Source organism: Pseudomonas sp. NGC7, assembly GCF_047159675.1.
Taxonomy (GTDB): Bacteria; Pseudomonadota; Gammaproteobacteria; order Pseudomonadales; family Pseudomonadaceae; genus Aquipseudomonas; species Aquipseudomonas kermanshahensis.
Map to the genome: position 1 here is coordinate 3726081 of NZ_BAAFZY010000001.1, position 13383 is coordinate 3739463.

At 63.9% G+C, this 13383-nt stretch carries 14 protein-coding genes; 7 read left to right on the forward strand and 7 right to left on the reverse strand.

The genetic code is table 11. From position 1 onward, the window contains the following. Window positions 1–24: 24 nt before the first annotated feature. From ACMCNM_RS16675 to ACMCNM_RS16700, 6 genes are all read left to right on the forward strand, one after another. A complete protein-coding gene (locus ACMCNM_RS16675; RefSeq protein WP_027593361.1) occupies window positions 25–2256 on the forward strand; it encodes an Ig-like domain-containing protein in 2232 nt (743 codons plus the stop codon). Between the two features lie 16 nt (window positions 2257–2272). Then, the gene (locus tag ACMCNM_RS16680; RefSeq protein ID WP_027593362.1) at window positions 2273–2746 is read left to right on the forward strand and encodes a curlin; all 474 of its coding nucleotides are present in this window, start codon (window positions 2273–2275) and stop codon (window positions 2744–2746) included. 16 nt (window positions 2747–2762) lie between these two features. Next, window positions 2763–4208: a curlin gene (locus ACMCNM_RS16685; protein ID WP_027593363.1), complete on the forward strand. Its 1446-nt coding sequence runs from the start codon at window positions 2763–2765 to the stop codon at window positions 4206–4208. Between the two features lie 235 nt (window positions 4209–4443). Next, window positions 4444–5088 carry a DNA oxidative demethylase AlkB gene (alkB, locus tag ACMCNM_RS16690; protein ID WP_238213876.1) on the forward strand — a complete coding sequence of 215 codons (645 nt, stop codon included), beginning with the start codon at window positions 4444–4446 and terminating at the stop codon, window positions 5086–5088. Between the two features lie 80 nt (window positions 5089–5168). After that, entirely contained in the window at window positions 5169–5456 is a 288-nt protein-coding gene (locus ACMCNM_RS16695) for a hypothetical protein (protein ID WP_027593365.1), read from the forward strand. Between the two features lie 85 nt (window positions 5457–5541). Continuing rightward, window positions 5542–6156, forward strand: a complete 615-nt coding sequence (locus tag ACMCNM_RS16700; protein ID WP_027593366.1) for a Yip1 family protein — start codon at window positions 5542–5544, stop codon at window positions 6154–6156. A gap of 20 nt (window positions 6157–6176) precedes the next feature. On the opposite strand, the gene ACMCNM_RS16705 is transcribed toward ACMCNM_RS16700, so the two are convergent. The 4 genes from ACMCNM_RS16705 to ACMCNM_RS16720 all read right to left on the reverse strand — a co-directional run bounded on the left by ACMCNM_RS16705 (window position 6177) and on the right by ACMCNM_RS16720 (window position 9140). Then, window positions 6177–6437: a DUF1652 domain-containing protein gene (locus tag ACMCNM_RS16705; protein ID WP_027593367.1), complete on the reverse strand. Its 261-nt coding sequence runs from the start codon at window positions 6435–6437 to the stop codon at window positions 6177–6179. Window positions 6438–6639: 202 nt separating this feature from the next. Beyond that, window positions 6640–7515 carry a pirin family protein gene (locus tag ACMCNM_RS16710; protein ID WP_099429242.1) on the reverse strand — a complete coding sequence of 292 codons (876 nt, stop codon included), beginning with the start codon at window positions 7513–7515 and terminating at the stop codon, window positions 6640–6642. A gap of 101 nt (window positions 7516–7616) precedes the next feature. Next, a complete protein-coding gene (locus tag ACMCNM_RS16715; protein WP_027593369.1) occupies window positions 7617–8489 on the reverse strand; it encodes an alpha/beta fold hydrolase in 873 nt (290 codons plus the stop codon). Window positions 8490–8510: 21 nt separating this feature from the next. Continuing rightward, window positions 8511–9140, reverse strand: coding sequence for a LysE family translocator (locus ACMCNM_RS16720; RefSeq protein ID WP_027593370.1), 630 nt, complete (start codon window positions 9138–9140; stop codon window positions 8511–8513). A 125-nt stretch (window positions 9141–9265) separates the two neighbouring features. Here ACMCNM_RS16720 and ACMCNM_RS16725 point away from each other — a divergent pair, with 125 nt between their 5' ends. Beyond that, window positions 9266–9745 carry an N-acetyltransferase family protein gene (locus ACMCNM_RS16725; RefSeq protein WP_412764976.1) on the forward strand — a complete coding sequence of 160 codons (480 nt, stop codon included), beginning with the start codon at window positions 9266–9268 and terminating at the stop codon, window positions 9743–9745. Between the two features lie 149 nt (window positions 9746–9894). Here the strand turns inward: ACMCNM_RS16725 and ACMCNM_RS16730 are convergent, their stop codons facing one another. The 3 genes from ACMCNM_RS16730 to ACMCNM_RS16740 are packed head-to-tail and all read right to left on the reverse strand — an operon-like array spanning window position 9895 to window position 13202. Further along, entirely contained in the window at window positions 9895–10824 is a 930-nt protein-coding gene (locus ACMCNM_RS16730; protein ID WP_412764977.1) for an aliphatic sulfonate ABC transporter substrate-binding protein, read from the reverse strand. Between the two features lie 3 nt (window positions 10825–10827). Then, window positions 10828–11871 carry an L-glyceraldehyde 3-phosphate reductase gene (mgrA, locus tag ACMCNM_RS16735; protein ID WP_412764978.1) on the reverse strand — a complete coding sequence of 348 codons (1044 nt, stop codon included), beginning with the start codon at window positions 11869–11871 and terminating at the stop codon, window positions 10828–10830. Further along, entirely contained in the window at window positions 11868–13202 is a 1335-nt protein-coding gene (locus ACMCNM_RS16740) for an LLM class flavin-dependent oxidoreductase (protein ID WP_412764979.1), read from the reverse strand. The genes mgrA and ACMCNM_RS16740 overlap by 4 nt, the downstream gene beginning before the upstream one ends. Window positions 13203–13383: the final 181 nt, after the last annotated feature.

The window sequence follows — 13383 nt, forward strand, 5'->3', positions numbered from 1 at the left end:
AGGCTCAGCCCTCAAGGAGGCAGCATGAACACTTGGCCACGCCGTGCGCTGTTCGCCGCCGGTTTCTCCCTCACTGTCACCAGCGCTGCCTTCGCCGCGCTGTCCGATGTCGACCCCGGGCCCTACACCTTCGCCACCGGCGGCTACCCGATGTGGTACAAGGACGGCAACGACCTGTCGCTTGAGCTATGCCAGTCACGCGCCACCAGTTCGCGGGTTGCCGGCGCGCCGGGTGCACCGTCCTACATGTGTACCTTGTTGCCGGAGCCGGGCATCTACGACGACGCCTTGCCCCTGGTGTTCCCCGACAACTGGCCACCCGAGATGTTCTGGTTCCTGGCCGAAGCCACCATCCCGGCAGTGGGCAACAGCGGTTATGAGCTGGACGCTTATGTCGCCGGCCTTGAGGCCGCCTTTGCCGCTGAAAACCCGGTGGATGGCGACCAGCAGAGCTTTGCCCGCATCCGCATCCGCGTCTCGGTGCCCCGGGCCGGTGTCTACACCATTACCCACCCCTACGGTGTCGAGACGGTCAACGTCACCACCCCTGGCCGGCGCGCGATCAACATCACCCGTGACATCGGCATCGGTGCCCCCGGTAACTTCACCGGTGCGCTCAACGGCGCGCTGGGCCCATGGCTAAGAGGCGCTGGCGGGCCGTACCTGGAAGTCAACCCAGACACCGGCGCCACCGACACCTTCATTGGTGACCCGAACAGGCCCGAGACCGTGGTCGGCAGCCCGTTCAACACCAACTTCATCCGTATCGACGGCCCGCCCGGGCGCATCGAAACGTCGCTGTTCACGGTGTCTGGCAAGGTGCTCGACCAACGTGCGCAAACGCCGGTGACCCTGGAGCGCGCCACCTACTCGCGCAACGGCTCCGGCACCCGTGTGGAGGTGTTCGCCAAGGCGCCGCATGACGCTAGTCTGTGCATGCGCAATGGCCTGGCACTGATCGGCACGCCGCCTTCGCCTTGCCAGTTCAACCTGCTGACAGACAACAACGGGCTGTTCTTCAGCCAGCAGTTTGGCCAGGCCGTGCCGCCCGCCGTGGTGGTGGTGACTGCCAGCAACAGCACTGCCGGCACCCAGCCGACCGCACTGTCGAGCAAGCTGACTGACGTGGTCAAGGTCAGCACCGCACGCTACGACTGGGCCAACAAGCGCCTGTTCATCGAGGCCCGCTCCAGCGACGAAGTGGCCATCCCCGACATGCTCGCCCAAGGCTATGGCCGGATGTCAAAATCGGGCACGTTGCAAAGCCTGACCGTGAATGACCTGGCACAGCCGCCGGCCACTGTCACCGTCAAGTCGGCCCATGGCGGCAGCGATGTGGAACCGGTGATCGTGGTCGGCAATGCGCCGGTCGAGGCCGCCAACCAACCGCCGCTGGCCCAGGCCGATGTCGGCAGCACCAGTGTCGGCATCCCGCTGACCCTCAACCTGCTGCTGAACGACAGCGACCCGGACGGCAACGTACCGCTGGCCATCAGCGACCTGACCCAACCCGGTACCGGCCTTGGCGGCGTCGTGCTCAACGGCACTACCTCGGTCACCTACACCCCACCCGCCGGTGCCACGCAACCGCTGGTGGCCACCTTCAACTACCGGGCGGTGGATGCCAAAGGCCTGAAGTCGGAACCGGCCACGGTGACCATCAACGTTGCCCCCAACCAAGCGCCGACGGCCAACCCGGAAACGGTCGCCACCCTGGGCGTGCCGCTGACCATCAACGTGCTGGCCAACGACACCGACCCGGAAGGCAACCTGCCGTTGACCGTTGCCGCCGTCACACAACCCGCTGCCGGCCGAGGCACCGTCAGCACCGATGGCACGACGGTGACCTACACCCCACCGGCCACGGTGACGGCGGCCTTTACCACCACCTTCACCTACCAGGTGCGTGACTCGCTGGGGGCGCTGTCCAACGCCGGTACTGTCACGGTCAACGTGTCGCCACGCCCAGCCGCCGAGACCTTCGCGGTCACCGCAGCCACGGTCACGGCACGCTCCAACAACCGGTACAACTGGGACATCAGCGGCACCTCGTCGGTGACCACCGGCAACGTTGTGACCGTACGTGTCACCACTACCACCGGCGTGCAAACCCTGGGCACCACTACCGTACCGGTCACCGGGCGCTGGCGCCTGGCGGTCAGCAACAGCACCACGGTGATCCCGACCGCCGCGCCGACGGCGACCATCACCACTAGCCCAGGGACCACACGCACCGTCAACGTCGTCGTGCAGTAGAAGGCGGGAGAACGCCATGAAATGCCTGTATCCACTGTTGCTCTGCCTGGCCCTGGCGGGCCAGGCCAGCTGGGCCGAGGACCTGATGGACAACGCCGACCTTGCGGCCGGCAATGACCTCGGCGACCCCGTGATCATCCGCCTGTTACCGGTCGGCGCCGGCCAGGCAGCGGTGATCGAGCAGCAAGGCACGGGCAACCGCGCCGCCCTCGACCAGAACGGCCAGGCCCTGCTGGGCCGCATCGTCCAGGCCGGGGGCGCGCAAGAGGCGTACATCCTGCAAGAAGGTAGTGACCTGATGGCCAGCATCAGCCAGCAGGGATATGGCAACAGCGCGTCGATCCGCCAGAGCGGCAGCAGCAACAGCGCTGCCATCGACCAGATCGGCAACAACAACAGCGCCAACATCGTGCAGTCCGGCACGGGCCTCAACAGCTCCGTGACCCAAGCCGGCAATGGCCAGCATGTTCAGATCACCCAATACCGATAGACCTGGAGGCACCACCATGTTCAAGCTCGCTCCCCTCAGTGCCGCTATCGTCCTCGCCCTTGCAGGCCAGGTCATGGCTGCCGACAGCACCTCGACCCAAACTCAAGACGGCAAGGAAAACATTGCCGAAGTGACCCAGACCCTCGCGCCGTTCGCCTCGGCCACCCAGTCGCAGACCGGCAAGGGCCACAATCACCTGGCGGTACAGGCCAACAGCACCAGCGATATCCAACAAAGCGCCAACGGCTCTTACAACGCAGGCTACGCCGAGCAGTTGTTCGAAAATGGCAGCCAGATCACCCAGCAGGCCGGCGGCAGCTATAACGATGCCTTCGCCAGCCAGTCGCTGGGCGAGAACAACCAGTCGCTGCAGACCCAGCAAGGCACTGAAAACCGCTCGACCGTGTGGCAGGACAGCCAGCTGGGCAGCCAGGCCACCACCCAGCAGTCCGGCCAACGCAACGAAGCCTTCGTCGAGCAGACCTTCGGCGGCAGCAATAACCAGAGCATGATCATCCAGGCAGGCGCCGACAACTACGCCGCCGCCGAGCACCTGACGCATAACGACGGCAACATCCAGATCTACCAGGACGGCAAGGAAAACTGGGCTTACGGCGACCAGCGCGACGGCGAGGGTGGCACCATCGGCCTCAGCCAGACCGGTACCGGCAACTCGGTGGAGGTCTGGCAAGACACACAAGTTGGCAGCCAGGCCAACGTCACCCAGACCGGCCAGCTCAACGAAGGCTACATCGACCAGAGCTTCGGCGACGCTAACAAGGCCACCCTCACGCAAAAAGGCAAGGCCAACGCCAGTTGGTCGGACCAGTTCGAGAGCAACAACTCGACCACCACCATTTCGCAGACCGGTAACAACAACCTGCACTACACCTACCAGAACGGCGAAAACCTGAACTTGACCGTGACCACTCAAGGCAACGGCAACAAGATCACCGCCAGCAACTGGAAAGGCGACAAGATGGGCGGCCAGTTCGGCGTCAACCAGACGGCCGTGATCAACCAGTACGGTAACGGTAACGGCGTAAACCTGACGCAGAACGGCGACAACCACCTGGCCACGCTGAACCAGACCGGCAACAACAACGCGATGCAGACCAAGCAGGCCGACAGCAACAACGAACTGTTCTTCGAGCAGAACGGCACCGACAACATCCTGGTCGCCGACCAGCGCGGTACCGACAACTATGCCTTCGGCAGCAGCGAGGGCACCGGCAACGTCATCAACCTGGACCAGTCCGGCTATAGCAACCAGAGCTACACCAACCAGCTCTACGGCAGTGGCAACGAGGCCACCATCAAGCAGACCGACAGCATCAACGTCGCCTACGTGACCCAAGGTGGCCAGGGCAACAAGGCGTTCGTCGACCAGAGCGGCATGGCGCAAACCGCCACCATCAGCCAGCTGGGCAGCGCGAACATGGCCACTGTGACCCAAAAATAACCTGCTCCCCCCTTGAACCGCGGTGCTCACTCTCCCTGGTGCCGCGGTTCCTTTTTATTGTTTCCCTGCAACCTCACCGCCCTGTGTAGGAGCAGCCTTGTGCTGCGAAGAGGCCGGTGACATCAGCGCAAATTTACTGTGTTTTCACCGGCCTCTTCGCAGCACAAGGCTGCTCCTACACGGGGAGCGCATGAGGCGGGGTAGAATGGAACACCGTAAGCCTGGTGCTGCTTCCATGATCCAGTCCGACCTCGACCTGTTCGGCCCCCAGCCGCAACGCCTGGCGAGCCATACCGTGCTGCTGCCCGGCTTCGCCCTGGCCGAGCTCGAGGCCTTGTTAGACGCTTTGCGCCCGGTGCTGCGCGCCGCGCCGTTCCGGCACATGCAGACGCCCGGTGGCCTGCACATGGCTGTCGCACTGACCAATTGCGGGGCACTGGGCTGGGTCAGTGACGAGCACGGCTACCGCTACACCCTGACCGACCCGCAGAGTGGCCAACCCTGGCCCGCGTTACCGCCGGTGCTGCTCGGCCTGGCAAACCGCGCTGCGGCCGTCGCCGGATTCGACGACTTCGTACCCGACGCCTGCCTGGTCAACCACTACTTGCCAGGCACCCGTTTGAGCTTGCACCAGGACCGTAACGAGCAGGACTTCAGCCAGCCGATCGTGTCGATTTCACTGGGCTTGCCGGCAGTGTTCCTGCTGGGCGGGCTGCAGCGCTCGGACAAGACCCAGCGTGTGCCGTTGAGCCATGGCGATGTGCTGGTGTGGGGCGGTGAGGATCGCTTGCGCTTTCATGGTGTGCTGCCCATCAAGCCCGGCGTGCATCCGCGCATGGGCGAGCGGCGGATCAACCTGACCCTGCGCAAAGCGGGCTGATCAGGTAAAAACTTGAACATCCGGGCCTGAAAGGCTTCTAAAGAGGAGCCGCGTCAGCGTTCACTAAGGAGCCCATGCCCATGAAAATGCCCGGCCGCGCACCCAATACCTTTGTGCAGCTGGATTACGTACGCGATACGTTGTTCGGCCCGGTCGCCCAGAGCGTGGAATGCCAATGCCAACTCGCCGCCCTCAACCTGCAGGGCCGCCCTGCCCTGCGCTTGCACATCTGCCCGCCGCTGCCCGACAAGGTCGATCGCGCCCACAGCGTGGCGTTCGTCTGGGATGGCCGCACCTACCGCGGGGTGGTGCGTGACCAGGGCAAATGTGGCGATGGCGGGCTGAACCTCTTGCTGGAGCTGCAATAAGGTGATCAACGGCGATCAAATGCGCTGAACCTGCCCGCAACTGCGCGTCTCCATAGAAAAGAGCCCACGCCTTCTGGAGACCGTCATGAACAGTCCACTGCTCAAGCTCTTCACCCGCCCGTCCGATGCCTGGATGGAGATACGCCGCGCCGAAGAGGACCATCCGCAGCAATACCTGCCTCGGCTGCTAGCCCTGGCGCTGATCCCTGCCATTTGCCTGTTCGTCGGCACCACCACGTTCGGCTGGAGCCTGGCCGCCGAAGAACGCGTGCGCCTGAGCATTGGCAGCGCGGCGCAGTTGGCAGGCCTGCTGTACGCAGCCACAGTAGTCGGGGTCATGATCATGGGCGTGATGATTCGCTGGATGTCACGCGGCTTCGATGCGCAACCCAGCCTGCAGCAATGCATCGGCTTTGCCGCTTACTGCGCCACGCCGTGGTTTTTCGCGGGGGTGGTTGGGTTGCTGCCGATTCGCTGGCTGGCGCTGACTGCGCTATTGGCTGCTTCGGCTTATGCCAGCGTGCTGCTGTTTGGCGGGCTGCAGACATTTCTGCGGTTACGCAAGGAGCAGGCCATGCTGTTCGCCGCCTGTGTGTGGGGGGTTGGGCTGTTGGTGCTGGTGACCATCCTGGTGTCGATGATCCTGTTCTGGTTCAACGGCCTGATGCCGGAATATGTGCGCCCGGCCAGCCTCGGCTGACCGGGACACAAGGTGCAGGCTCAGGCAATCGCCCTTATTGGCGTGGTCGGCTTGTCACGCAGCGCATGCAGCTGCGAAACCAGGTTCACCACGTCGCGGCAACTGTTGAGGTCCTGCAGCGCAACGCCTGTCAGGGTAACGCCCGCTTCGAGGCGCTGCCCCTGGCCCAGGCGGATGGTCAGGTGGGCGCCATCCGCGCAACTGACCTCGCAGCGATCAGGCAGGCAGGCTTGCTCGATCATCTGCCGCATCTCTAGCATTGAAACGCCTATCAACGACATTGTACGACCCTCTCTGTACTGGATGGCCTGTTGTTTAGGTACGCCTTTGCCAGGCATGGTGCCAATTGATATTGCGCATGCTCAGGCGGCCGTCCATGCGCCGGAGCAATGATGGTGCGCGGGATCATCTAGCACCTTAGTGGAAGATCGCAGGCCAGCCAGGACTGTTCGATCGGCTACACAGAATTGACGACGAGCGGTCTCAACTGCCCTCGGCCTGCATCTGCCCGAACCGGCCGGCATGGAAGTCGTCGAACGACTCAGCGATTTCTGCCTGGCTGTTCATCACGAATGGGCCATAGCCAACGATCGGCTCATCGATCGGCTCACCGCTGAGCAGCAGCACACTGGCGCCTTCCAGCGCCTCGAGCACAATGTCCTCACCACCACGCTCGAGCAATACCAGGCTGGCGGGCCCGGCTTCCCGTTCACCGTTGACCCGCACAGTCCCGCGCAGCACCACCAAGGCGGCGTTACGCCCCGCCGCTACGGGCAGTTGCAAGGTCGCTTGAGCATTCAGGCGCAAATCCCAGACATCCATCGCGGTGAAGGTCCGCGCAGGGCCTTGGTGGCCTTGGAATTCACCCGCGATCACCCGCAGGCTGCCACGCTGGTCATCCAGCGCCACCACCGGGATATCCGTGGCAAGCAACGTCTGGTAACCCGCCGCGGCGCGCTTGTCACGTGCGGGCAGGTTGACCCAAAGCTGGACCATTTCGAGTGTGCCACCCGTGCGGGCGAATGCCGGCGAATGGAATTCTTCATGGATAATGCCATTGGCCGCCGTCATCCATTGCACGTCGCCCGGGCCGATCAAGCCACCGGCCCCCGTGGAATCGCGGTGTTCGAGCTCGCCTTGGTAGACGATGGTCACCGTTTCGAAACCACGGTGCGGATGCTGGCCGACGCCGCGTCGGTCACGTGTAGGGGTGAAGTCGTGGGGGCCGGCGTAGTCCAGCAGCAAGAACGGGCTGATCTGGCGGGCCAGGTCGTCGTAGGTGAACAGGCTGCGCACCGGGAAGCCATCGCCTACCCAGTGGGCGTGGGGGCTGCGGTGAATACCCAGAATCTTTTTCATGAGAAGTCTCCTCTCTTGGCTGGGATCACCTTACCAATGATGCCAATAAGCCGGTAGGCAGCTTAAATGGCATGCATCGTCTCACCTATGGAACGACAATGTCACGGTTGCAGGAAGGCCAACACCTGCTCGGCGGCCATGGCCGGGTCCTCCTGCATGAAGCAGTGCCCACCGGCGACCTGCCGCGCGCTCACGTTGGGGTTCAGCGCCGCCAGGCGTTTGACCGAATGTGGCACGAAGGGATAAGTCTGTTCGCCATACAGCACCCGCGTCGGTGTGTGGATCGCGGCCAGATTTGCCCACATGCGCTTGGGGAACGAACTGAAAATTTCCACCTCGCGGCTGGGCCGGCACTTGAGCACTACCGCCTCGCCACAATCGCCAATGGCATGCTCCACATAGGCCAGCATTGCCGCATCGGTCCAGCCTTTGAAAATGCCGCGCCCCTGCAGCGAGGCCAGTGCCGCCTCACGATCAGGCCAATGGCTGCGGCGGTTGGCCGCCTTGCGCGCCAAGGCATGGCGCTGATGCAGGCCGACCAGCGCAGCCGCGCCCATCACCCCGATCATACGGCGGCTGAACAGCACCGGGTCAAGCAATACGGCCCGCTCGAACAGCGTGGGTGCGCTGGCCAGGATCAGTCCCGTGAGCACGCCACCAAAGCTGTGCCCGAGGGCAAAGCGCGGCACCTCGCCATACTCGCCACGCCCGCTTTCGAACGCCTCCACCGCCAGTTCAGCGGTGCGGTTCCACCCGCGAAACACCCCGCCATGGTCGCTGTCACCATGGCCTTGCACATCACACAGCCACAGGTCGAAATGCTCGCCCAGGCGCACCAGCAACGGCTGGTACGCCAGGCAGCAGAAGCCGTTGCCGTGCAGAAAATGCAGCAAAGGCTTGCCACTGGCGGGTGTGCGCCACCCGCGCAAGGTGAAGCCTTCGGGGCATAGGTGTGACCAGGGGATCAACTGCATCGGCTTGCTGTACTCATCGGTCTATGAAAACGCCGATTCTACAAACAGCAGCGGGTAGAGTGAAATCACCAGCAGTAAGGCCATCAGGACATTGAACAGCATCAGCCAGCGCGGGTTCTGCAACAGGTTGCGCAAAGCGCTGCCAAACATGACCCAGACCCCGACGCTGGGCAGGTTGACCAGGGCGAACAGCGCGGCGATGACGACCACGTTCATCACGTAGCCCTGGGCCGGTGTATAGGTAGTGATGGCCCCCACCGCCATCACCCAGGCCTTGGGGTTGACCCACTGAAATGCGGCGGCGCCCCAGAACCCCAGCGGCTTGCGGGCCTTGGTCGAATCCGTGCCGATTGGCCCCGAGGTCGCGATTTTCCACGCCAGGTACAGCAAGTAGGCCGCGCCGGTGTAACGCAGCACGGTGTACAACGGCGGCCACGCCTTGAACACCTCGCCCAGGCCCAAACCGACGGCCAGCACCATGACCATGAAGCCAATGCTGATGCCCATGGCGTGCGGGATCGAGCGACGCACGCCGAAGTTCACACCCGAGGCGAGCAGCATGGTGTTGTTCGGCCCCGGGGTGATGGAAGATACGAAGGCAAACAGCACGAACGCTGTAAGCAGGTCGGCAGAGGCAAGCATGGCAGGCATTCCACAATCATAATTGGTGCTGTCACACTAACGGAGTCGCCCTGCCTTGCGACCGGTACAGTTTTGCTAAATTAAATAGATACAAATACTGTACCGATCTCATCCCGTTCAAGGAAGCCCGCCCCATGAGCCTCACTATCCGCCCCGCGGTGCGTACCGACGCCGCGCAGATTCTTTCCTTCATCACTGAGCTTGCCGACTACGAACGTGCACGCCACGAGGTGATCGCCTCGGTTGCCGATATCGAACGCAGCCTGTTCGACGAGGGCAGTACAGTGCACAGCCTGATCTGCGAGCGGGATGGCCAGGCGATCGGTTTTGCTGTGTATTTCTACAGTTATTCGACGTGGCTGGGGCGTAACGGGATTTATCTGGAAGACCTGTACGTCACGCCCGAGCAGCGCGGCGATGGTGCCGGGCGCACATTGCTGCGGCACATTGCCCGCGAGGCCGTGGAGCACGGCTGCGGGCGCCTGGAATGGAGTGTGCTGGACTGGAACGAACCTGCGATCGGGTTCTACCAGTCGCTGGGGGCCGAAGCGCAGGCTGAGTGGGTTAAATATCGACTGGATGGCAAGAAGCTGTTGGCGTTTGCCCAGGGTTGACCCCAAATACCGCCGAAATCCCCCTGGAGGAGCAGCCTTGTGCTGCGAAGAGGCCGGCAAGGCTCATAGAAATAGTGTGGCAATACCGGCCTCTTCGCAGCACAAGGCTGCTCCTACCCGGGCAATGAAAGCCGAACGTTGTGTTTGGCTCAGTTCCGTCGCCACACCGCCCCGGCAATATCCACCCGCTTGGGCAGCACCTTGTTCTGGAAAAACAGCTCCGCCGTGCGCTGCTGCGCTGCCACGATCTCATCGCTCACCGGTATCACCGGCGACGCCGGCCGATGGCTGAAGCTGCGCCGCACCACCGCCTCCGGCAAGCCCATGAACTGTGCAAGCAACTGGATGCTCCCCGCTTCATCACTGCGCGTGAGCGCCTCGGCCTGGCTGATCGCATCCAGCAGTTGACCGACAAACGCCCCGTTGGCCTCGACGTACTCACGCGCCCCCAGCATGAAAGGCCCGATCAAGCCCAGCCCTTGGCCATCGGCCAACAGCCGTGCCTTGCCCTCCAGGTCAATGGCCGAATAGAACGGGTCCCAGATCGCCCAGGCGTCCACGCTGCCGCGCTCGAACGCCGCACGCGCATCGGCAGGCGCCAGGTACACCGGCTGCACATCGCGGATGCTCAACCCGGCCTTGGCCAGGCTGCGCAGCAACAGGTTGTGCGCACTCGAGCCTTTCTGCAGGGCAATCCGTTTGCCCTTGAGGTCGCCAACGCTGGCCACCGGGCTGTCTTTCGGTACCAGAATCACCTCAGCCTGCGGCTTGGGCGGTTCAGCACCGATGTACAGCAGGTCGGCACCGGCTGCTTGGGCGAAGATCGGCGGAATATCACCGGTCGAACCGATGTCGAGGCTGCCAATGTTCAAGGCTTCTAGCATTTGCGGGCCGGCCGGAAACTCGATCCACTCAACCTGGGTGTGGGTGAAGCGCTGCTCCAGAAGGCGATGCTGCTTGGCCAGGACCAGGCTGATCGAGCCCTTCTGATAGCCAATGCGCAACGTCGCAGGGTCTGCCGCCTGGGCAGCAGCGGCCAAGCTCAGCAGTAACAGGACGGCAAGGCGTAGCACACGCATGGGTCACTCCTTCCAGTCGGTCGAGGGTTTTTCCCAGAGGTTGATTCCGCCTTCCACGGCGTACTGGTCGATGGCCGCCAACTCCTCGGGGCTGAACGCCAGGTTATCGAGTGCGGCCACGTTTTCGATGATTTGCTCCGGCCGGCTTGCACCAATCAGTGCCGAACTCACGCGCGGGTCGCGCAAGGTCCAGGCCAGGGCCAGTTGCGCCAAGCTCTGGCCTCGCCCCCGGGCGATTTCATTGAGGGCGCGGGCGCGGGCAATGTTGTCTGGCGACAGGTGCTGGGGCAGCAACGAGCCACCGCCGGCGCGGTTGACGCGGGCATCGGCGGGAATGCCGTTCAGGTACTTGTCGCTGAGCAGGCCTTGGGCCAGCGCCGTGAACACGATCACCCCGGCCCCGAGCGTATCAGTGGTGGCCAGCAGGTCACGCTCGATCCAACGGTTGAACAGGTTGTACGAAGGCTGGTGGATCAGCAGCGGCACCTTCAGTTCGGTCAGCAGCGCCGCGATCTCGGCCGTTTTGCCCGCCGAATAGGATGAAATGCCGACATACAGCGCCTTGCCCTGACGCACGATGTCGGCCAGGGCAATGGCGGTTTCTTCCAGCGGCGTGTCGGCATCGAAACGGTGCGAATAGAAGATGTCGACGTAGTCCAGGCCCAGGCGCTGCAGGCTCTGGTCGAGGCTGCTGATCAGGTATTTGCGCGAACTGCCGCCCTGCCCGTATGGCCCTGGCCACATGTCCCAGCCCGCCTTGCTCGAGATGATCAGTTCGTCGCGGTAGCTGCGCAGGTCTTCACGCAGCAGCCGGCCGAAGTTGGTCTCGGCGCTGCCGTAGGGCGGGCCATAGTTGTTGGCCAGGTCGAAGTGGTTGATGCCCGCATCGAATGCGGTGCGCAGCAACGCGCGTTGGGTATCGATAGGCGTCGCATCACCAAAGTTGTGCCACAGGCCCAGGGACAGGGCCGGCAATACCAGGCCACTGCGGCCGACACGGCGATAAGGCATGCGCGCGTAGCGCTCGGGGTGGGCGGCGTAGCTCATGGTTGACCTCGTTCGGTAAAGAAGGGATTGGCAGGGCGCTGCAGCCCCAGGTGTTCACGCAGGGTGCGGCCTTGGTACTGACGACGGAACAGCCCGCGGCGCTGCAACTCGGGCACGACCAGGTTGGCGAAATCCTCCAGCCCCAGGGGCAGGTGCGGCACCAGCACATTGAAGCCATCGGCGGCACGGCCCTCGAACCAGGCCTGCAGTTCATCGGCGATGTGGGCCGGGGTGCCGATCAGGCTGTAGTGCCCTCGCCCGCCGGCGATGCGCCGGCCAAGCTGGGCGAGTGTCAGTTGCTCGTTGCCGGCAAGTTCGGTGAGCAGTTGCTGGCGGCTGCGCTGGCCATCTTCGGTGGGCGGCAGTTCGGGCAGCGGGCCGTCGAGCGGGTAACCGGAAAGGTCGAAATTGCCGAGCATGCGCCCGAGCAAACCAACTCCGACGCGCGGGTCGACCAGTTCCTGAAACTGCTGGTACTTCTCTTCGGCTTCAGCCTGGCTATGCCCGACCACCACAAACACGCCAGGCATGATCTTCAGCGAATCCTCGCCCCGCCCGTAAGCGGCCAGTCGGCCCTTGAGGTCGGCGTAGAACGCCTGGGCGCGGGCCAGGCTCGGTTGCGCGGTAAACACCACCTCGGCACTCTGCGCGGCCAACTCGCGGCCAGTTTCCGAGGAGCCCGCCTGAACCAGCACCGGCCGCCCCTGGGGCGAGCGGGCGACGTTCAGCGGGCCTTTCACGCGAAAGTGCTCGCCTGCGTGATCCAGGGCACGCACCCCATCAGGACGGTGGAACAGCCCACCGGCCTTGTCGTGCACGAAGGCGTCGTCAGCCCAGCTGTCCCACAGGCCCTGTACCACCTGCTGAAACTCCCGGGCTCGGGCGTAACGCTCGGCATGCGGGATATGCGCCTGGCGGCCGAAGTTGCCCGCTTCGGCGGCCGCGTCCGAGGTGACCAGGTTCCAGCCAGCGCGGCCGCTGGACAGGTGATCGAGCGAGGCGAACTTGCGTGCTACGTGGTACGGCTCGTTGTAGCTGGTGGTGGCGGTGGCGATCAGGCCGATGCGCTCGGTAACGGCACTTAACGCCGACAACAGGGTAAGCGGTTCGAAGTAGGTGGAGCGTGCGCTGTGGCTGGCCAGGGCGTCAGTAGGCGCGGCAACGCTGTCGGCCACGAACAACGCGTCGAAACAGGCCGCTTCGGCGACCTGCGCGGCGCGGCGGTAGCTGCTGAAGTCCATGGGGTCGGCCGGTACGTCCGGGTGGCGCCAGGCGGCCACGTGGTGCCCGGTGGCCATGAGGAAGGCGCCCAGGCTCAGTTGACGGCTCATGTCGATCTCCTTGATGGGGTTTGCATAGCCCTGTGGTAGGACATTGGAGACTGTGGGAGCGGGCTTGCCCCGCGAATGGTCCCCCGCGGTGCATGGCACCGGCTTTGCCGGTGTTCGCGGGGCAAGCCCGCTCCCACACGGCCCTGCGAAATCAATAAGTTTTGCTTTAGCTCTAGAGGGC

Coding starts and splice junctions, on each gene's coding strand:
- ACMCNM_RS16675 (WP_027593361.1), top strand. CDS start 25: ATGAACACTTGGCCACGCCGTGCGCTGTTCGCCGCCGGTTTCTCCCTC.
- ACMCNM_RS16680 (WP_027593362.1), top strand. CDS start 2,273: ATGAAATGCCTGTATCCACTGTTGCTCTGCCTGGCCCTGGCGGGCCAG.
- ACMCNM_RS16685 (WP_027593363.1), top strand. CDS start 2,763: ATGTTCAAGCTCGCTCCCCTCAGTGCCGCTATCGTCCTCGCCCTTGCA.
- alkB (WP_238213876.1), top strand. CDS start 4,444: ATGATCCAGTCCGACCTCGACCTGTTCGGCCCCCAGCCGCAACGCCTG.
- ACMCNM_RS16695 (WP_027593365.1), top strand. CDS start 5,169: ATGAAAATGCCCGGCCGCGCACCCAATACCTTTGTGCAGCTGGATTAC.
- ACMCNM_RS16700 (WP_027593366.1), top strand. CDS start 5,542: ATGAACAGTCCACTGCTCAAGCTCTTCACCCGCCCGTCCGATGCCTGG.
- ACMCNM_RS16705 (WP_027593367.1), bottom strand. CDS start 6,437: ATGTCGTTGATAGGCGTTTCAATGCTAGAGATGCGGCAGATGATCGAG.
- ACMCNM_RS16710 (WP_099429242.1), bottom strand. CDS start 7,515: ATGAAAAAGATTCTGGGTATTCACCGCAGCCCCCACGCCCACTGGGTA.
- ACMCNM_RS16715 (WP_027593369.1), bottom strand. CDS start 8,489: ATGCAGTTGATCCCCTGGTCACACCTATGCCCCGAAGGCTTCACCTTG.
- ACMCNM_RS16720 (WP_027593370.1), bottom strand. CDS start 9,140: ATGCCTGCCATGCTTGCCTCTGCCGACCTGCTTACAGCGTTCGTGCTG.
- ACMCNM_RS16725 (WP_412764976.1), top strand. CDS start 9,266: ATGAGCCTCACTATCCGCCCCGCGGTGCGTACCGACGCCGCGCAGATT.
- ACMCNM_RS16730 (WP_412764977.1), bottom strand. CDS start 10,824: ATGCGTGTGCTACGCCTTGCCGTCCTGTTACTGCTGAGCTTGGCCGCT.
- mgrA (WP_412764978.1), bottom strand. CDS start 11,871: ATGAGCTACGCCGCCCACCCCGAGCGCTACGCGCGCATGCCTTATCGC.
- ACMCNM_RS16740 (WP_412764979.1), bottom strand. CDS start 13,202: ATGAGCCGTCAACTGAGCCTGGGCGCCTTCCTCATGGCCACCGGGCAC.